We start from the raw sequence: 19,420 nt of genomic DNA, 5'->3' as shown, positions 1-19,420 counted from the left end.
ATTTCTGGTCAAATCTGGCATTAATATCAATCAAAAGTTCATTGAGCAACTACTGGTAATTGAACACTTACGGTAGTACCCATCAAGATATCAGACCAGATTAACAGTTCTCCACCATGAGCATTGACGATGCGTTTGGTAATAGCAAGTCCTAGCCCAGTGCCACAAGGTTTTGTAGAAAAGAACGGCTGACAAAGCTTGGCCAGAACTTCCGATGGAATTGGTTCGCCGCCATTATGGATATTAATGCAGACTTTTTCTGTATGCGAACAGTCTACTTTCCACTTAACAACACCTCCTGCTGCAACTGCCTCGCAAGCATTGCGGACAATATTGATAAATACTTGTTTGAGCTTATCTTTATCTCCCGAAATTTTCACTACAGACGACGCCGGAATAAATTCAATTTGCCGTTCCAGAGCTTCTGGCATTTCACGAATGGATACCAGTAACTCACGAATAAATTCATTCACGTTGAATTCACAAAGTTGCGACACTTGGGGTTTGGCATAAAGCAAAATTTCACTTAGTAAACGTTCCAGACGACTGGACTCACTCAGTGCCAACGCTAATCGCTCTTGAGCAGATTCAGTCAGAATGATTTTTCGGAAATACTTCAATCCCATGATCATTGTAGTCAAAGGATTACGAATTTCATGCACAATAATGGCAGCAAATTCACCAATAGCTACCAGTCGTTCTTGTTCTACTAGTTTGACTTGGGTTGCTCGTAATTCTGCGGTGTGCTTTTCTACCTCAGCCTCCAGAATATGATTAAATTGGCATTGTTGCTGGTAGAGATGATAGTGGTCGATGGCAGTAGCTGCTCGTTCTGCAAATAATTCCACAATCTGGATTTCATCGGCAGAAAACTCGCGTGCCTGCCGATGAAAAGAGCAAATAGTACCAAATACTTGACCTTCGGTAGTTTGCAACGGTATCCCCAGATATGCTAGATAACCCGGTGCAGGTCTGCCGTACTCTGGATTAGCTACAGCATCTTTAACTGCTAATGACCGTCCAAATTGCATAACTGTAGCAATTAGTTGACCATGCAGAGCATAAACACGGGGTGCATCTTCCGCCATTTCGAGACTACTTGCTAGAACAGTTTCAAACCCCTCTTGGCAAAAGGTAACAACTGTCCAATCAACTTCAATCAGTTCGCTGACTCCGCAAGCAATGTTGTGCAGATAGCTACCCAGTTCACCAGTTCGATAGTTTAAAGAAGACAAACGTGCTATTATTTGCCGCTCACGCTGCCAAGTTTGGTTTTGCAACGACATTTCGTTATCACTGGTTTTGCTCATGGATGCCGATTGCATGGGTTATTAAAAATAATTTCAAAACTTAACTGGATAATTATTTCCGGTAGGCTGTAGTAGTTTGATAGAGAAATTTTACTAGAGACATATGCTATTTGCATACAGCAAACTTATGAAATTTTGCTTAAATCAATGTAAATTTATACAACAGTTAAAGAAATATAAATAAGTGATGTCATTATGAGTCAAGTCAAACAATCCCAGAGCATTACGTAAGTGTAGCCCGTTGTAGACATCGCTTGACTTCAGTCTGTTCTATTCACGATGAATTACTCACAGGCTGAAATCTGAGATTTTGCTGAGAAATCCATAAGAACTCTCTAGACCAAATTTCAGCTTTCTCGATATTAATCCTTAGATATCCATAATTTTTCAACTAATTATTTAAGCAATAATCTGTTTAAAGCTCAAACTAAAAGCTATTAATTTAATTAATGTATTGAGGAATTAAAATCATGAATTTTAGACATTTATTAATACTGAGTTTGTCTTCTCTGGTCATGGTTAGCTGTGCCAGCGAAGTATCAAATAGTCAGTCTAAGGAAAGTCCTGTAGCTGTGAATACATCTGTTCCCCTCTCTTCAACTCCGACGAAGACTTTAGCACAGTCTCAGGAATCAACTGCTGTGAAGTCAGGCACCTTTGTTTCTGGAGAACACACAACTCAAGGAAAAGTCAGTCTGACCACTAAAGATGGTAAATCATTTCTAGAGCTTGAGCAATCGTTTAAGACTTCTGAATCAGGGCCAGATTTAGTAGTAATTTTGCATCGTTCAGATAACGTAATTGGTTCAACTAAGCCACCATCCTATCCCTTAAAAAATGGAGGCTATATTATTCTTGCTCCCTTAAAAAAATATAGTGGTGCTCAAAAATATGCCATTCCTAACAACATCAATTTAGCAGATTATAAATCTGCTGCTATCTGGTGTCGTAAGTTCAATGCTACTTTTGGCGCTGCCAATTTGAGTAGTTAAAAATTAATCAAACAATCCAAATTACTGTAGCCTCTTTGTCACTCTTTCAGGCGTATTGGTTTATCTACCTAAGAATAACTGTAATCTAAAATCTGGTTTCATACTCAACTAAGAATTGATTTTCATCCCCCAAATTAGTTGAGCCTCGCATCAAAATTTCGTCATTGAGTCGATATAGCACACTGTAACGCAAAGACTCATCTGTAGCTAAAGCCCGCGATAAAGAAGCAGAGAAGTTTCTATTAATATTAAACACACCCTCTGCTGATAAATTCAAAACCGAAGCTCTGGCTGTTTCATTAGTAGCAGGGGTGGGAAATATCCGAAATTCGCTGAAGCCAACAGCCTGTCCGATCGCAGTAATAGTTCCTTGTAAACCACCTAAAATGGTAGAACTAGCGAAATTAGTCAACCCCTGTGTTGCATCTGTTTGACCAAAAGAATTCAGAATCGAGCCACCCAGCAGAGCAACTATTTCTCCCTTACTACGGCTAGGTTCACTCGTCAGTTGCAGATTGTCGCCCAATTTACTAGCTGGCCCGTTAACTCTTGCTTGAACGCGAACGGTACGTAAAGTACCAAAGTTAGTAGCAGAAACATCGCTGATTTCAGCAGATAATGGTGATTCCAAAATTTGAGTGTTCCTTGCCGATGCTTCCGGTACAATCGCGGTAAGTCGGACATCCAAAGTAGGGTCAAGTCCAAGACTTGGAATAAACCGCGCAGTTTGTTCGTAGCCTCGCGCTAAGGCAAACTCTGTGGAAAATATACTGAGTCGTCCTCCTGTCAAACGAATCACTCCTTCAGGGAGGGGCTTGGCTAATGTACCATTGATCGTCAGGTCGCCTTTGGCCTCAAAATTCAGTATGGGCTGACTCAATGCGGCTCCTCCTGGTACAAAGTCGAGCAAGGACTCAGTGGTAACACGAATATCATCGTCTAGAATTAACCTTAAATCTGCAAACTCTATGGGTAAATTGGGTGGAGTTACTGCACTAGCGTTAGTATCTGCTGTAATCACTGGGCTAGCATTACTCTCTGCCGTAGTTATCTCTTCTCTATTTATGACGTTAGCGTTAGCTTCTGTTGTAGCTGCTGATTTTTTATTAGCAGTAGTCGAGTTTCCAATGATCACCTTACCATCACTCAGTTGAATCTCTCCACCAATTACAGGTTTTAGCGCTGTTCCGCGAATCACGACATCGCCGCCGACACCACCTTCATACAGTCCTGCGAGCTTAAAATCAAGTTTGTCTGCTATTGATACTGTCAGCGGATTCGCTGCGGCTTGCTGAAGATCAAAAATTGGCAGGATACCTGATGCAGTTATTTGCCCTTCATTGTAAGTAGCTTGAATGCTTTCAACACTTACCGTATTGCCATTAAATCGTGCTGTTCCTGTGACATTTGTGAGGGGTTCAGATAAGGTTTCAGCGCGAAAAGTTGCATTATTAAGTGTGGCGTTTCCATTGATAATTGGTTGGTCTAAAGTACCTTGAACGTTTAAATCCACTTGTCCTTGACCGTCTACCCAAGCGACTTGATTGTTGGTAAACAGATTTAACAATGCCAATCCTTCATTGTTCACATTGGCGTTGATGCTGATTTGATTGCTATCTGGTTGCACTGCGGCAAAAGGTAACGGAGCCGGGACGCTACCTGTAACGGTAACTGGCTGCGTTCCTGTCACCAGCAAAGTACTGTCAAAATTCAAGCGAGCATTGTTGTAATCAAAGTTCACCTGTCCTGTTTGCACAGGTTTTTTATTGAGAGTCGCATCCGCCAGCGCCACTGCTCCTTTAACAGTAGGGTCTTGTAAACTACCTGCTAATGTGGCATCAGCATTCACTTTCCCAGTGATATCTATGGGGTATTTTTCGATAAAAGGTTGTAAAAGTGATAAAGGTAAACTTGCTACATTCAACTTTCCAGATAGTTGCTCAGTTCCTAACTGTCCCGAAAACGCCACTAATCCTTGATTGATACCAATACTCAAGGGCGAAAGTGTGACGATACCATCGACAAAAGTGCCTTGAGCAACGACTTGATTAATAGAATACTCACCCCATTGCCAGTTAGCACCTTGAAAATTAAAGCCGACGTTCAACCCAGATTTTAACGAGCCATTAGCTGTAATTGCTCCGCTTAAAGCACCTGTTAATTCTGCAAGGCTGGGCAAAGATGGGCTTTCATTTCTCTCTTCTTGCCGTTGTTCTGCTACCAATGTGGCAATTTTGGAGAAATATTTTAACTGTGCGAGCAAATCTGCATTGGGCAAACTGACAGGCTCAGTGTCAAGTACCTCTGCTCCAGCTAACTTTGGAAGCTGCAATCCACTAGCAAGGTCTTGGAAGCCGAAGACATTAAACGCTTGTAAAAGTCTCTGGATTCTGGTTTGGCTAAAATTAGTTTGAAATTGAAATTGCGGGTCATCCCCTGGTTGCACGCTTCCACTCAGGGCGATGTTGCTATCTCCAATCCGCAATTGACCATTAGTCAAGCTAGCAGTACCATCGGCATAATTAATGCTGCCGCGAAATTCATCGGCTGTAATTCTCGCAATCCGAGGCTGGGCGATCGCAATGTCTCCCGCGATCGCATAATTATTTAGATTGACAACTAAATTTCCCGATAATTGCCCCCCCAAAGGCTTCAATTGATTATTCGGTAAAAAGCCCCCAACCAGAGCGATGGGAAACTGTTGGGCGTTGATGAGCAAGTTATCTCCCTCAACTCTGCCCCTGGCGAGTGCGCCGTCACGCCGAACTAAAAATGAAGTTGGGCGATAATCTGCACCCAAGTCAAGCGCAATCCTGTCTTGCTTCCCAGTTAATCGCAGACTTGCCCCTTGTCCGCCTTGAAAATTCACGTTTCCAGTTAAAACTGGGTCAAATGCCAAGTCACTAACGTTAAAATTCCGCAGCCGGATATTGCCATTAGCTTGCGGAACATCTGGAGTGCCTGTAATTTGTCCCTTAAAATCAACTAGCCCCGCTACTGCTACGTCGCCAGGAACTTGAAAGCCAGTATTTTTTAAGTTGAAATTCTGCGCCAGTACATTTAAATTAAATCCGGCGATTTGGGGTGTACCATTTGGTGGAGACTGAACAGCGATCGCCCCATAAGCACTAAGTCCTGGGGTACTTGCGTTTTCAACTAGAATCTGCTGTCCATTCCACTGAAATTGAGCGGTGAGGGGTTTTGCCAGCAGTGCTACCCCTTGGGAAAGGCGGATTTGTCCGGCGGCGCGAATATCTGCAAGCTGGAAAGATTGCGTTGTGCCTGCTAACTGAATATTACTATTGAGCAGTCCTCGCAGTTGTGGTGAAAAACGGTTGAGTTGAATTTGAGAAGTGTTGACAACTCCTTGCCAGCGTTGTTGTGCAACCTCACCTTTAGCTCTAATTGTACCGCCTGCCACGTTCAAAACTGCATCTGGGAAAAGAATACTCTCTCCTTGTTGAGTAACAACCACTCGTCCTGTAGTGGGATAGGTGGCACCAGGCGCTTGTACCCGCGCTACTGTTTGCAGGTTGCTCAAAGTGCCGGAAATGTTGGCATTTGCCGATACATTCCCAATGGTGATGGAGGGTGAGGATTTGTAGGCTTTTGCGATCGCATCTCCTGGTAAATTTTCGGCTTGCACATCAAATGATACTCTACCTTCGGGTGCAAGCTGAAGTTGACCGTTGCCTGTAACTTGCCCTCCCACCTCTGGATTTGCCTGAAGGCGATCAACATTTACATTTAAGGGTTTATCCAGTGAGCCAGAAATTTTAGCGTTTGCAGATATACCACCAACATTAATTGGAGTTGAGATACCATAACCTTGAGCGATCGCATTTCCTGGTAAACCTTGAGCTTGAATACCTATGTCTACTTGACCTTGGGGAGCCAGTTCAATTTGACCACTGGCTGTAATTTGCCCCCCGGTTGGCGGCGTTACCTGAATACTGGTAATATCAAGTTTCAACGGCTGTTTGCCAAGTGAGCCAGAGACTTGGGCTTTTGCCGAGACATTTCCAACTGCGACAGGAGGAGTAAAACCGTAGCTGCGTGCCAGTACATCCCCTGATATACCATCAGCTTGCACATTAAATATTACATTGCCTTTGTCGCTTAGTTTAGCTTGACCCCCGCCTGTAATTTCACCACCGGCTGCTGGCACTAATTTCAAATTAGAAACGGCAATTTGAGACGCAGTTTCAGATACATTCAAACGGAAGTCAGTGTTGATGGTTTTGAATTCAACGCGGTCAACTTGAATAGGTTTTGTGTTATTTATTGTACCGCTAAGGATTGGCTGCTTAAGTGCGCCGCGTACCTGAATATTTGCTTGAATTTCGCCACTAGCTGCGACGGGTGAACTCACATTCAGCGTATCTAAGATATTTTTTGCACTAACTGGTTTTATCTGAGCCGAGACATTAAAACCTGTTTGAGTATTAATTGTTCCATTAGCCAGAACGGGAACTTTGCCAATATTCGTACTCAGATTTTCTAAAGCAACTGTCTGACCTTGAAATATAAATTTCCCATTAAAATTAGAAGCTTGCTGAGGAATATTTTGAATTTTAGCAGTAACTTGATTAGCTGTAGCCGTTCCTGTAACGGTTATTTCTGACAGATTAGGTGGAATCTCAACCCCCAAGTCAGCATCTAAGCGCCCTGCTTGCAAGGCAATCGGTAACTCAATTAAGCGACTGATATCAGATGCTTGTAAATTTTCTGTTTGAAGCTTCAGGCTAGTTTTTTGAGCTTTTAATTGTGTCTCACCAGCTATTTTCACTGCGCCTCCTCTGGCGAGTTGACCATTCATGTCATAACCAATCCTTTGGTTTTGATCTGAAAATCTGGCAGCACCATTGACTTGAGTTAATATTACTGAACCTTTCGGTTTAGTTGGTGCGGAGGCTGACAACAACTCCACATTTCCATCTTGAATTTGAAGTGTCTGCAACTCGGTTTGAATCGCACCTTTTCCTTCCCCAGCCTTAACTTCAGCAGCAACCCAACGACCATCTTTATCTTGCTGAATATAGACATTAGGCTCAACTAATGTGACATTTAATGCCAGTTTTCGCGTTAAGAGCAGCTCCAAGAGCGAAAACTGCACATCCAAAGCTTTTGCTACTACCTGGTCTGAATCAGTGGGAGTTGCTGGTATCGATAGAGAGCTAAATCTTAAACTAGAGAGCGAAAAACGTTCAACTTTCCCTACTTTTACTGGACGCTCAAGCAATTGCTGAAGATTTTGCTGCACTAATGGTGCTAAATCTTTATATACATAATTTCTAGCCCACCAAGCACCAACTATAATTCCAACCAGTAAAACCCCACCCAGAGCCAAACTGGTACGTCCTAAAATAAGAAGCCACAGACGACGATTAGATGGTTCTTTATTGTTTCCTGAATTTGGAGAGTGCACCATTATTTTTACCAGTACTTTTATCTAGAGTAAGCCAAAAGACAGATTAGCCGCAGTTGTATTGGCAGTCCATAAGCTATGGCTATACAATATATGTCGAGTAACTAATTGTTACCCGACATGAGTTTTCTCGCTTTTCAATTTGAAAATTTTATCTATAGTATAATACTTGATTAGCACTTATTCAATTTGAGCAGTGATTGCATCTATATTTTTTTCAAATTCTCTGGTCGTCCAAATAATTTTTTAATAAACTTTGTCTCCTTATATATTCTCTGAGGAGCTATCTTTTGTAAAGTAATTAATGTCTTTTGATAGATTTCATAAGCTTAAATTGTCAACAATATGATTATTAAATTACTCTATGAGTACTTTTGTATATGTAACCCTGGCTAGAAAATTTAACCTTGTAGAATCTTACCTAACGATAGATGACTGTGATAATTTTAGTTAATGTGCCTTGTGCATAGACACATAACTGCGAAAGGCTTGAATTTAGGTAGAGGCTTGAGGCGACTTCCAAGAGGTTAAATTTCAGAACATAGGTCATTTAATTTTGGACTCAACCAATTAGTCTTAGAATAATAGTAAATCAACTAAATTAAAACCTCCTCTAACTAAACAATCCAGTGAAATAGATGTAATAGGTTTACCTACATTATTTCAAACTCCAACTGATGACTCTTGACAAAATCATGGGTGAAATGATCTACCAGATTCGTATCAGCAAGTTCCAAGTTATAAAAATCTACAGCCTCATGCTCAAAATATGGACCAGCGTGCCAAGTACCCTCATGTAACTTGATAAAGCAATTTCCTGGAATGCGGAAAGCAGCAATTTCCTCTAATGCTGGTTCATTCACATCATTATTAGGAGGACAAACCGCCATTAACCAATCTTTCCCTTCCAAAGAACCTAGACATTGAGTGCATTGAATATGACGAGTAATTTTGTTAAACTTCCGCCCTCTCTTATCCAACCGCATAATATAAAATCGTGGGATTCCATTTTGCAGGTTTAATTTGGCATCTTCTGCATCGTCAGCTTTGCCATCAAGACTTGCAGAAATCACCTGTCCGTAACGTCGGAAGTTTTCAGAAGTAACCCGTTGTGCCTGTAATTGTTGGACTGTTTGTAATCTGCTCATATCAAATCTTTTTTGAGATTACTTAGGTTTATTTTCTCTTAGAATGACTGAATTTTATCCAGTTATCAAAGTAAATTCCTAAATTGTCAAAAAATAACCTCAGCTAGCTAGATAACTACGTACTTGTTCCTTTTGGCGTCTTAGGAGACTGAGAGCTTTTTGTTCTATTTGTCGCACTCGTTCTCGACTAATACCCATGCGATCGCCAATCTGTGCTAGAGATAGTTCATATCCATCACTCAGACCAAAGCGCAAGGTTAATATTTCTCGCTGCTGGGGAGACAGTTTTGCTAACAAGTCTTGTAAGTCTTGGTGGAGAGATTCTTCAACAGCGTAGTCTTCGGGAGAAGGTCCATCATCCTCCAGTATGTCCTGCAATTCTGTATCTTGTTGTTCACCAACTCGCGCCTCAAGGGAGAAAGGTTGACGGGCTAAGTATAAACACTCCCGAACCTGGACGGGTGTCAAAGATAACGCCTTAGCAATTTCAGCAGTATTGGGAACTCTACCTAGTTGTTGAGATAATTCTCGCTGCACTCGCTTAATTTTGTTCAGTTTCTCAAAGACGTGGATAGGTAAACGAATTGTACGTCCTTGTTGAGCGATCGCTCGGGTGATTCCTTGACGAATCCACCAGTAAGCGTATGTAGAAAACTTATAACCAAGAGCGGGATCAAATTTATCTACTCCTCGCTCTAAACCCAAAGTACCCTCTTGAATTAAATCCATAAATTCCAAGTTACGGTGCTGGTATTTCTTCGCTACTGCTACCACTAACCGGAGATTAGCCTGAATCATTTTCTGCTTGGCTTGGTGTCCTAAATTTAGCTGTTGCTCTAGCACTTCAACACTTAACTCTACCTGATCTGCCAATTCTTGTTGTGTGGGTTGTTGCTTTAATTTTTCAGCCAATTCTTCCTTAGCCGCTAGCAAATTCATCATCTGTTGCACTTGTTGGGCAAAAATAACCTCTTGATCTCGAGTCAACAAATCTACACGCCCGATCTCTTGCAGATAACTACGCACAATATCATCTGTAGCTCGAGGTTTTTTATCTGCGGCTAAACTTTTTTTCTTCGTTTTTTGAACTTCGGTAGGTGGAGATGTTAAGTTGCTCATGGTTATTTGCTCCTCTGTAACCTCATGAATTTATTGGTATCAAGTCTACATATTCAGACTCATAGCCATTTCACACTTAATGAATTCTTGCCTATGATACATTACAAGTCAATTCTTGGAGATAATAAACCCAAAATCAACCTACTCTCTAATAATAACATTATCACCACTGATAAATCAATTACCCAAAGTATCATCACCATATCATTTGAACCAACTTCACTTGTTTATTATTGATTATTGCATCCCTTACAAACATAATTATGTCTGTTGGTTTTTCCAATACTATTTAAGAAAAAATCCCAAATTGCCTGGTTACATATTTAATTACGAAAAAAACCTTAGCAGTAAACCTAAATAAAACTCGTAGTTATCACTTAGCTTATAAATCTTCTTTTTGTAGCAATATATTTTTATCATAATATCTCTCCTTAAGAGTCTGGTTAAATTTACTTTTTCCTAAATGAAGAATCAATCAAATCATAAAATTGTCTATTTACTACCTCTGATTTTTTGCTAGATAATCCAATCACATACTCAACAAAAGCATTATCATAGTTTTCTAAAATGTATTTTAATAAAAACGAATGGCGGCATAATTCTATAGTTTTTTGGAAAACAAAATTATTCAAGCTATATTTACAGTCACTTCTCTGTTAGGAAGTTACTAGATTATTTTTGTTGTAAAATTCACTAATAGCTATAACGCAAAACGTATCCAGTCACGTAACATAAACTTTAAATAAATTCAGGATCACGATAACACGGATATCTATAGGACTCATATTTGATTTTTGAACAAACTCAGTACAACTCAAAGGGACTTCTTCTCTACTCCCCACTCCTCACTCCCAGCCTACGCAAATAATTTCAGAAATCAAATCGGATTGCTATATAATAATTACACTTGTGCCATACTGCACGCAGGCATCTGTATCGGTGCGGTGTTATCAATGTAGTTACTGCTAGTGACATTCTTTGGAATAAAAGTGTTAACAGTGGTCACATTAACACCAAGGGCAATACTTGGCAAGACAGTAATACCCACGATCGCACTAAATATCGTATTGATGAAGCGAAAAGATTTATGTTGACAGGTGGGCGGTTGAGTGTTATGTAGCAAGCATTCACCTCATTGGTGCATAACCCGATATGAACTGTCTTTTCTGAGAATGTCCAATCCTTGACAATTATTGCGGATATCTCGATCAACTTTAAGAGATTACCTATATCAAAATTTAGTAACTGTTACACTAATACCAGAATCTAGTTTAGGAACCTTGAGATACTCAATTGGCTCAGTATTTTGAGAACTTTGGGTGTTTGTTGGCTTCTGACATTGCTTAAAGAAATCGCCTGGGTTATTGATGAATTCAAGCGGGTTAAGGTTTTGGCATCCTCGCTCCTGGACTGCCGAAATTGATTCAGCAGCTTGTTTAAGATTATTAGTCTGTCCGATAAAATTACTCCATGTAGTGGTAATCGTAGCTGGTTCCGTCAACAAAACTTCAGCCTGATTGCGATAGTGAAACGGCTCGTTCAGAGCATCGCTTGTTGGAATGGGAACATTCTCTTGGTTGGCATAAGCAGTCTGTGTGACTGCAAGTGCGCTAATCACAACGACTAAGACGATAAAAGAAGATTTCATAATTAAATTTCTTGAGATTATCAGTTTAATAATGACAATTGGCTAGATACAAAAGCCGGAAAATAGGAGCCTGGTTTAAGTACTTCAGCCTAACACAGGTAGTAAAAAGTATCATTAAACTTCATTAAACCAACTTTAATCACGTTGGAATTTTACACTCCCATGTTATTTACCTCCTTCTGAACACTAGCCGCCGACAGTGGCAAACCCACTCCGAAGTCCAGATGAGAGCGATCGCCGCTCCGAATTAGTGGCAAAGAAAAGATTGATGAGTATTAAAGCGCAAAATTAGCCTAAACTATAACGTATGTTCGATTTAAATCAACCAACCATGCCTTAACATATCAATAGTATAGACTTTAAGATTAATATATAACGATTGTTCGATATAAATAATGAACTGAGTTATGCCTAAGATTGTTGACCATGAGCAATACCGTAAAGAACTGCTTGACAAATGCTTTGATTTATTTGCCCAAAAAGGCTATGGTTCCATCACTATGCGCCAGATTGCTGAAGGATTAGGCGTTTCTACGGGTACGTTGTATCACTATTTTCCTAGCAAGCAAGCTTTATTTGAACAATTAGCCCAAGAGATATGTGAACAGGATTTAAGCGTAGCATTGGTTGAATTGGAAGGAGTGCAAACGCTGCAAGAAGCAATGGAGGCACTAGGAAGATACCTGGTGACAAACGAAGATTATTTCATTAAGTGGACTTATATTTGGATTGATTTTTGTCAACATCAAGATTCTCAGGAAATGCTGAATAATAGTGTTTTTAAGCGTACAAATCAGCGATACCAGCAGGCAACCTGCGAGTTTTTGGGTATTCAAGATGCAGTATTAGCTTCTTTTGTGTTGACCTTTGTAAATGGTTTAATTCTGGAGAAATTATGGGGTAATCAAACAATTGATTTTATTGAACAATGTACGCTGCTAGGCAAAATGCTGACTGCATATTTGCCACAAGACACAGCAGGAGTTGTGAGTCAAACAGACTTTCAGAGCTAGATTGTGGATCTCACTAAGTTGTAAACTGCTGTATGTCTAATCATCATTAATGATCGGAAATTAATTGTTGAATAAGTATTATTTTCTACCCCTATTGGCTTAAGGAGAACAAAAGAGATGGTTGAAAAGCTGTCGTTCAAAGCTGACAAAAGAGGTCTAATTGCATTAGTAATTGCAGCTACTGCTATTATTGGTGGAATTGTTTACTATGGTATTTCTCAATTTGGGCAAGTTAGTCAAACAGCCTCATCCAAGGCAGTATCAACTACGCGCAGTAGACAAAAAGTAACAGCATTAGGAAGACTGGAACCAGAAACAGAGGTAATTAGCTTATCTGCACCTCTGGCTTTAGATGGCGATCGCGTTGCCCAAATCCTAGTCAAAGAAAGCGATCGCGTTCAATCTGGAAAAGTGATCGCAATTTTAGATGCACGCGATCGCTTACAAACTGCTGTAGTACAAGCCCAACAACAAGTCAGAGTTGCCCAGGCTAAACTCGCTCAAGTTCAAGCAGGAGCAAAAGTCGGAGAAATTCAAGCCCAGCAGGCAAGTGTTGAACGCCTCGAAGCCCAATCTCAAGGAGACAGAACAGAGCAACAGCAAGCGATATTCCGTATAGAGGCACAGTGGCAAGGAGACAGAATAGCGCAACAGGCAACCATGAAAAAACTAGAGGCAGAACTCAAAAATGCCCAAGCCGAACATCAACGTTATCAGCAGCTATATTTCCAAGGAGCAGTTTCTAACTCTTTGTATGACACCAAGGGCTTGACAGTAGAAACTGCCAAACAGCAAGTAGACGAAGCCAAAGCAGTTCTCAACCGAATTAACACCACTGCTAGCAAACAACTAGCCGAAGCCAAAGCAGCACTCACCCGCACCAACGCTACTGGTAGCAAACAAGTTAGCGAAGCCAAAGCCACCCTAACTAGTATTGCAGAAGTTCGACCTGTAGATATAGCCGCAGCCAAGACAGAAGTTGAGAATGCGCTCGCTACACTCAAACATATTCAAACCGAGTTGGCGGGAGCTTACATCAAGGCACCGATAGCGGGACAGATTATCAAAATTCATACACGAGTCGGAGAAAAAATTAGTGATTCTGGCATTGCAGACTTAGCGCAAACAAACCAGATGCTAGCAATAGCAGAAGTTTATCAAACCGACATTGGAAAAGTAAAACTGGGACAACAGGCAGTGATTAGCAGTCAGGCATTTCCTGGAGAACTGCGAGGAAGCGTTACCCAAATTGGCTTGCAGGTGAATAGACAAAACGTTTTCGGCAACCAGCCAGGGGAGAACCTTGATCGCCGAGTAATTGAGGTGAAAATTCGCCTTACTCTTGAAGACAGCAAGCGAGTTGCAGGTTTCACCAACTTACAGGTACAGACAGCAATTAAAATTAATTCGTAATTCGTAATTAAGTTTTAGCAAGGGTTTCAGACGTTACAAATGGGTGGTTTATTCACACCGTGTTGTACTAGGTTATTAAGGGATTTTTTTCAATATGTTTTCTAAACTATTTCGCAAAACACCGCTAGCATGGCGGCAGTTAATGAAAGAAAAAACCCGTTTGGTTGTAGCAGTTGCAGGTATTACCTTTGCCGATACGCTGATGTTTATTCAGTTGGGTTTTGAAAGTGCGCTTTTTGATTCAGCTATGAAACCTCATCGCAATTTACAAGCAGATTTGGTTTTAATTAATCCCCAATTTCAAACCCTATTTTCCGTAAAAAACTTTTCTAGAGAGCGACTGTATCAAGCATTGGGTTATGAGGGCGTTCAATCAGTCAATTCTGTCTATATCAACACCGGACAGTGGAGAAATCCAAAAACCCGTCTGGATCGTGCAATCTTGGTTTGGGGTGTCGATCCAGTAGAACCCGCATTCAAATCAATCGAAATCAAACAAAATCAGGAGCAGCTTAAACAGTTGGATCAAGTTCTGTTTGACCAGGCGGGGCGTCTAGAATACGGAACAGTTGGCGATATCTTTAAGAAAACGGGCAACTTTGAGACAGAATTGAATAACAGAGCCGTCAACGTCAAGGGCTTGTTTAGTGAGGGTGCTTCTTTTGCTGCTGATGGCAACGTCATCGCTAGTGACTCTACCTTTCTCCGGCTATTTCCAGAGACAAAACCTGATCGCATTGCAGTTGGATTGATCGCTCTTAAACCGGGAATCAATCCAGAAAAAGTGCGATCGCAACTTGCCCTTGATCTGCCTAAAGATGTCAGAGTACTGACTCCAGAAGAGTTTGCCAAAGTGGAGAGAAGTTACTGGCAAGCCAGTACTCCCATTGGTTTCATTTTTGGTTTAGGTGTAGGAGTCGGGTTTATCGTTGGCATTGTGATTGTCTACCAAATCCTTTACTCTGATGTTTCTGACCACTTGCCAGAATACGCCACCCTCAAAGCAATGGGATACACCGATAACTATCTGTTGGGAGTCCTAATTCAAGAAGCATTTTTATTAGCTGTCTTAGGTTTTCTTCCTGGATTCATCCTTTCTTCTGGATTATATCAAGTCGCCTACGCTGCGACACTGCTTCCTATTTTCATGACAATAGAACGAGCGATACAGGTTTGGATTTTGACTGTGATCATGTGTAGTATTTCCGGGGCGATCGCTATGCGAAAGCTACGAGCTGCCGACCCTGCCGATATTTTTTAGTATCATACCAATTTGAAAAAAGAATGCAACAAATAGACCATCTGTAGAGACACGATTCATCGCGTCTTTACCTAAGGATGTGTTGCAATAATTAATTGAAATGGTATCAGAAGCAGGAAGTTTGAAGTTCTGAGGTGGATGAACGAGTATCAAAGGTGGATGAATAATATTTTAACTTTCTCTATCTCTATACTCCTTGTGTCAACCGTAGTCTATTAATCTAAAAATCGTTGTAAAATCCTATGTTGCAAAATTCTTTACCAGTAACTTTAAACTCAACGCTTTCGGCTTCAGAACCCGTAATTGCTGTCCGCAACCTCAACCACTATTTTGGTGAAGGTGCGCTTCGCAAACAAGTATTATTTGATATTAATTTGGAGATTAAGGCTGGGGAAATCGTGATTATGACTGGCCCCTCCGGTTCAGGAAAAACTACCCTATTGACCCTGATGGGTGGACTACGCTCTGCCCAAGAAGGTAGTCTAAAAATCTTAGGAGAGGAAATCTATGATGCCAAAAAACTGCAATTAACCAAGCTTCGCCGCCAGATTGGCTATATTTTCCAGGCACATAACCTGATGACTTTTTTGACAGCTAAAGAAAATGTGCGAATGTCACTAGAGTTGCATGACAAATTTCTGAATCGGGATATCAATGCTCAAGCGATCGCCATTTTGTCAACTGTCGGTTTAGCAGATCGTGTAGACTATTACCCAGAGAAACTATCTGGGGGGCAGAAACAACGGGTAGCGATCGCTCGTGCCTTAGTCAGCCATCCTAAGATTGTCTTAGCAGATGAACCCACTGCTGCACTCGACAAAAAATCTGGGCGCGATGTCGTAGAAATAATGCAGAAGCTAGCCAAAGAACAAGGCTGTACAATTTTGCTAGTTACCCACGATAACCGCATCCTCGATATTGCCGATCGGATCATTTATATGGAAGATGGTCAACTCAAGACCAATGACATAGATACAGCCACAACAAATAACTAGCAACGCTGCGACTTCTCTCCAAATAGAGCAACTGCTGTCCTCGTGCCCTCTACCTGCTTCGGTAAATTATGAATTATGAATTAGCATGACCAAGTATTTCCGCTCCAATGTTGATGCAATGGCTAGCTATATTCCTGGTGAGCAGCCAGGGCGCGGTACACAGATCATCAAACTCAACAGCAACGAGAATCCCTATCCTCCTTCCCCTGCGGCCTTAGCTGTGCTGCGGAATATCGACGGGGAATGGTTGCGGCGGTATCCAGAACCATTCGCAGAGGAGTTCCGGCAAGCTGCAAGCAAGGTTTTGGGAATTCCTAGTGATTGGATAATTGTGGGAAATGGCAGTGATGAATTGTTGAGTGTAGTGATTCGAGCCTGTGTAGCACCTGGGAGGAAGGTAGTCTATCCGATGCCAACTTACGTACTATATGAGACATTAAGTAAGATGCAGGCTGCGGAAATTATTGAGATTGCCTACAGCGAGGACTACAGTTTACCCCTGGAAGAACTAGCTGCTGCCAATGGATGTGTGACATTCATTGCGTCGCCCAACAGTCCATCAGGGCATCTGGTGTCAACAGATGACTTGCGAAAATTAGCCAGCCAATTATCTGGAGTTTTAGTGATTGACGAAGCATATATAGATTTTACCCAAGAGAATGCATTAACTTTGGTAAAAGAATACGAAAACGTCATCGTGATTCGGACACTTTCTAAGGGGTACTCGTTGGCAGGATTGCGACTAGGCTTTGGGGTAGCGAATCCCAAACTATTGCAGGGATTGTTTAAGGTGAAAGATAGCTATAACATAGATGCGATCGCTTGTGCAGTTGGGACGGCTGCTATTAACGACCAAGCTTATAAAAATGCTTGTGTGACAAAAATCAAAGCATCACGGACTAAGTTAGCAACAGACTTGAAACAATTAGGTTTTCATATTTGGGATTCCCAAACTAACTTCTTGCTGACACAGCCAAGAGAAGGAAACGCGGAATATCTTTATCAAAAACTAAAGGAACGGGGAATTTTAATCCGCTACTTCAAGCAGCCTGGACTAGATGATAAATTACGTATTACTGTTGGTACTGATGAGCAAAATCAGGCTTTAGTAGAAGCGCTGATTTATTTGTTGGGGAGTGGGGACAAGAGGATTCGTGACAGTTAAAAATGAGATTTATTTTGTCAATCTTATGAATAATATATTATGATGCTGGATAAACAAAAACAATGGTCAGAAAAAAGTTTGACTCTATTTTTCTTACCAACTTACTCTCCCGAATTAAGTATTATTGAAATCTTGTCGCGTTTTATGAAATATAATTGGCTGAAAATAGATGCTTATCAGAGGTGGGAAAGTTTAGTTAAAGCTGTGAAATATATATTTAACAACTTTGGAACTGAATATATAATTAATTTTGCGTAACCATTTAGGATTGCTATAGTTCACCATGCACGCTTACAACCAGATGAAATAAAAAAATAAAAATATTTTTAAGCGCTAATTCTAAAGAATTTGGCAGAGGTGAAGTTATACAGGTTTTACAAGATACTGGTATTCAGTATTTCAATAAAACTCAAAACCTCCTTGGTTGCCTACAATCTCAATCAAATTGATTACACGATTCGTGGATTGAAATTATGAAAAAAATCAGAATCTATTCTAGGGTTTTCGGAGGAATGAATCATTGAAAAGCAAAGCACTTGGCCAATTCTGCTGCGCTTTTTTTGCTGTATTGCAACTACCATTTTCATTAATCCGACCATTTAGCTTATTCGGGCATTCTTGGCGAATTTCAGATAGTTTATCAAACCATCTCGGATGATTAATACAAGTTGCTCCGTCTGGTTGCCAAGCTGCCTCAAAAACCATCTTGTTGTTGGGAGTTGGTTTTTGAATATTTAGCACATCATGTACGTCAATTAAAGTCTCATCTCTAGTGTGAGCTTTACCGTTACCACAGTAATCAGCACGTACCATGCGAGTACAAGCTTGGTGATAGTCTCGGAGTGGTTTTCCTTGGAAGCTCTTCCAAGGCTTATAGCCAAAGCGAACGCATTTAGCCAGCGCCCCATTTGTACAACCAAATGTGAAAATATCACTTGATTCTATATGTTTTCCGGTTTCATCCCACGAACCGGAAAGTGAAATCGCCTTAGCAACCTTGTTGACATCGGGCTGACATAAATTTTTCCATTGAGAATCAGTTTGATCTTGATAAAAAACTGTGTAAAGATATGTCTCTTTTTCTGGATCTTTTGGATCTAGTTCTACATCTTTAATTTGAAATTTCTGTTTTCTTCCCTGTTCATCAAATGCTGTTAATTCTGTTCCTTTTAAATCTTTACCTTTGATAATTACAGTTTTTTCACTAGCAATTGATGGTTTCGCCTGTGGTTGAACATTTTTACTACAGCTTAAAAGCGATATTAATAAGATGATAATCAGACTAGCTATAAGTAATTTTTTCATAGCTTGAATGCTCCAATAAAGAACATTCTGATTTATAGCAAATAAATAAACTTTTGCCCTTTAGACAGTTATCTTAGAAATAAAAAACCCATTAAAAATTAGACGTAAACCCTTTTAACCTTCAGTTTCAGAGGGGATAAAAGGGTGTACTACGAATTATATGAGACTGGTATAAAATATTTTCCTTGCAGGTAAAAGACTACTAATATGGGGTTTAAACCCTACAATAACACCTATTTCACGCCAACCCTTTGTACAGCAACCAACTGTCCACCTTCAACTTTGAGGCTTTGCAGTTGCGTTCCTTGCAAGGTCAAACCGTTTAGACTAGTACCGTTTACACTGATGCCGTTCATACTAATGCCGTTCATACTAACGCCGTTCATACTAATGCCGTTCACAGCAAGTTTAGCATTAGCTACTCCACAAAAAGCTATAGTAGACAATGCGGCGGTGACACCAATCGTTAAAAGGTGGTTTTTCATAAAAAATCAGCCTCGAAGAGTTTTGTATATAATTTTAATATCAAAATTATGCATGAATGTAGAATTTTGATATAAAATTTTACATATTACATATATTATTTAGAATTATTGCATAAATCTTTGCGCTTACCCTAAATC

Annotated in this window: 15 protein-coding genes; 7 read left to right on the top strand and 8 right to left on the bottom strand. The window is 40.5% G+C overall.

The features are described 5' to 3' along the window. Nucleotides 1-38 precede the first annotated feature (38 nt). The gene (locus ACEW80_RS05365; RefSeq protein WP_373525599.1) at nt 39-1,310 is read right to left on the bottom strand and encodes an ATP-binding protein; all 1,272 of its coding nucleotides are present in this window, start codon (nt 1,308-1,310) and stop codon (nt 39-41) included. 470 nt (nt 1,311-1,780) lie between these two features. Between ACEW80_RS05365 and ACEW80_RS05360 the strand changes: the two genes are divergently transcribed. Continuing rightward, on the top strand, nt 1,781-2,302 hold the full coding sequence (locus ACEW80_RS05360; RefSeq protein ID WP_373525598.1) for a DM13 domain-containing protein: 522 nt from the start codon (nt 1,781-1,783) through the stop codon (nt 2,300-2,302). Between the two features lie 85 nt (nt 2,303-2,387). Here ACEW80_RS05360 and ACEW80_RS05355 read toward each other — a convergent pair whose 3' ends face one another. The 5 genes from ACEW80_RS05355 to ACEW80_RS05335 form a co-directional block, all read right to left on the bottom strand. After that, nucleotides 2,388-7,733: a translocation/assembly module TamB domain-containing protein gene (locus tag ACEW80_RS05355; RefSeq protein ID WP_373525597.1), complete on the bottom strand. Its 5,346-nt coding sequence runs from the start codon at nt 7,731-7,733 to the stop codon at nt 2,388-2,390. Between the two features lie 650 nt (nt 7,734-8,383). After that, a complete protein-coding gene (locus ACEW80_RS05350) occupies nt 8,384-8,878 on the bottom strand; it encodes an ureidoglycolate lyase (protein WP_373525596.1) in 495 nt (164 codons plus the stop codon). A gap of 99 nt (nt 8,879-8,977) precedes the next feature. Further along, nucleotides 8,978-9,997, bottom strand: coding sequence for an RpoD/SigA family RNA polymerase sigma factor (locus ACEW80_RS05345; protein WP_373525595.1), 1,020 nt, complete (start codon nt 9,995-9,997; stop codon nt 8,978-8,980). Between the two features lie 901 nt (nt 9,998-10,898). After that, nucleotides 10,899-11,120: a hypothetical protein gene (locus ACEW80_RS05340; RefSeq protein ID WP_373525594.1), complete on the bottom strand. Its 222-nt coding sequence runs from the start codon at nt 11,118-11,120 to the stop codon at nt 10,899-10,901. 108 nt (nt 11,121-11,228) lie between these two features. Beyond that, on the bottom strand, nt 11,229-11,645 hold the full coding sequence (locus ACEW80_RS05335) for a hypothetical protein (protein ID WP_373525593.1): 417 nt from the start codon (nt 11,643-11,645) through the stop codon (nt 11,229-11,231). Nucleotides 11,646-12,052: 407 nt separating this feature from the next. On the opposite strand from ACEW80_RS05335, the gene ACEW80_RS05330 reads away from it, so the two are divergent. The 6 genes from ACEW80_RS05330 to ACEW80_RS05305 all read left to right on the top strand — a co-directional run bounded on the left by ACEW80_RS05330 (nt 12,053) and on the right by ACEW80_RS05305 (nt 17,750). Beyond that, nucleotides 12,053-12,658 carry a TetR/AcrR family transcriptional regulator gene (locus ACEW80_RS05330; RefSeq protein WP_373525592.1) on the top strand — a complete coding sequence of 202 codons (606 nt, stop codon included), beginning with the start codon at nt 12,053-12,055 and terminating at the stop codon, nt 12,656-12,658. 117 nt (nt 12,659-12,775) lie between these two features. Next, nucleotides 12,776-14,071, top strand: coding sequence for an HlyD family efflux transporter periplasmic adaptor subunit (locus tag ACEW80_RS05325; protein ID WP_373525591.1), 1,296 nt, complete (start codon nt 12,776-12,778; stop codon nt 14,069-14,071). A 94-nt stretch (nt 14,072-14,165) separates the two neighbouring features. Next, a complete protein-coding gene (devC, locus tag ACEW80_RS05320) occupies nt 14,166-15,332 on the top strand; it encodes an ABC transporter permease DevC (RefSeq protein WP_373525590.1) in 1,167 nt (388 codons plus the stop codon). Nucleotides 15,333-15,574: 242 nt separating this feature from the next. Continuing rightward, nucleotides 15,575-16,327, top strand: coding sequence for a DevA family ABC transporter ATP-binding protein (locus ACEW80_RS05315; RefSeq protein ID WP_373525589.1), 753 nt, complete (start codon nt 15,575-15,577; stop codon nt 16,325-16,327). Nucleotides 16,328-16,412: 85 nt separating this feature from the next. Further along, complete coding sequence (gene hisC / locus ACEW80_RS05310; protein WP_373525588.1) at nt 16,413-17,492, top strand: histidinol-phosphate transaminase; 1,080 nt, start codon at nt 16,413-16,415, stop codon at nt 17,490-17,492. 39 nt (nt 17,493-17,531) lie between these two features. Further along, nucleotides 17,532-17,750: a transposase gene (locus tag ACEW80_RS05305; RefSeq protein ID WP_373525587.1), complete on the top strand. Its 219-nt coding sequence runs from the start codon at nt 17,532-17,534 to the stop codon at nt 17,748-17,750. Nucleotides 17,751-17,987: 237 nt separating this feature from the next. On the opposite strand, the gene ACEW80_RS05300 is transcribed toward ACEW80_RS05305, so the two are convergent. Beyond that, nucleotides 17,988-18,797, bottom strand: coding sequence for an ADYC domain-containing protein (locus ACEW80_RS05300; protein WP_373525586.1), 810 nt, complete (start codon nt 18,795-18,797; stop codon nt 17,988-17,990). 233 nt (nt 18,798-19,030) lie between these two features. Next, nucleotides 19,031-19,282 (bottom strand): hypothetical protein, encoded by a 252-nt coding sequence (locus ACEW80_RS05295; protein ID WP_373525585.1) that lies wholly within the window; start codon nt 19,280-19,282, stop codon nt 19,031-19,033. Nucleotides 19,283-19,420: the final 138 nt, after the last annotated feature.

Origin of the sequence: Nostoc sp., assembly GCF_041747015.1 — a bacterium.
Lineage (GTDB): Bacteria > Cyanobacteriota > Cyanobacteriia > Cyanobacteriales > Nostocaceae > Nostoc.
This window is presented reverse-complemented; position numbering and strand designations above follow the sequence as displayed.

Coding starts and splice junctions, on each gene's coding strand:
- ACEW80_RS05315 (WP_373525589.1), top strand. CDS start 15,575: ATGTTGCAAAATTCTTTACCAGTAACTTTAAACTCAACGCTTTCGGCT.
- ACEW80_RS05295 (WP_373525585.1), bottom strand. CDS start 19,282: ATGAAAAACCACCTTTTAACGATTGGTGTCACCGCCGCATTGTCTACT.
- devC (WP_373525590.1), top strand. CDS start 14,166: ATGTTTTCTAAACTATTTCGCAAAACACCGCTAGCATGGCGGCAGTTA.
- ACEW80_RS05350 (WP_373525596.1), bottom strand. CDS start 8,878: ATGAGCAGATTACAAACAGTCCAACAATTACAGGCACAACGGGTTACT.
- ACEW80_RS05325 (WP_373525591.1), top strand. CDS start 12,776: ATGGTTGAAAAGCTGTCGTTCAAAGCTGACAAAAGAGGTCTAATTGCA.
- ACEW80_RS05355 (WP_373525597.1), bottom strand. CDS start 7,733: ATGGTGCACTCTCCAAATTCAGGAAACAATAAAGAACCATCTAATCGT.
- ACEW80_RS05345 (WP_373525595.1), bottom strand. CDS start 9,997: ATGAGCAACTTAACATCTCCACCTACCGAAGTTCAAAAAACGAAGAAA.
- ACEW80_RS05365 (WP_373525599.1), bottom strand. CDS start 1,310: ATGAGCAAAACCAGTGATAACGAAATGTCGTTGCAAAACCAAACTTGG.
- ACEW80_RS05330 (WP_373525592.1), top strand. CDS start 12,053: ATGCCTAAGATTGTTGACCATGAGCAATACCGTAAAGAACTGCTTGAC.
- ACEW80_RS05300 (WP_373525586.1), bottom strand. CDS start 18,797: ATGAAAAAATTACTTATAGCTAGTCTGATTATCATCTTATTAATATCG.
- ACEW80_RS05335 (WP_373525593.1), bottom strand. CDS start 11,645: ATGAAATCTTCTTTTATCGTCTTAGTCGTTGTGATTAGCGCACTTGCA.
- ACEW80_RS05305 (WP_373525587.1), top strand. CDS start 17,532: ATGATGCTGGATAAACAAAAACAATGGTCAGAAAAAAGTTTGACTCTA.
- ACEW80_RS05360 (WP_373525598.1), top strand. CDS start 1,781: ATGAATTTTAGACATTTATTAATACTGAGTTTGTCTTCTCTGGTCATG.
- hisC (WP_373525588.1), top strand. CDS start 16,413: ATGACCAAGTATTTCCGCTCCAATGTTGATGCAATGGCTAGCTATATT.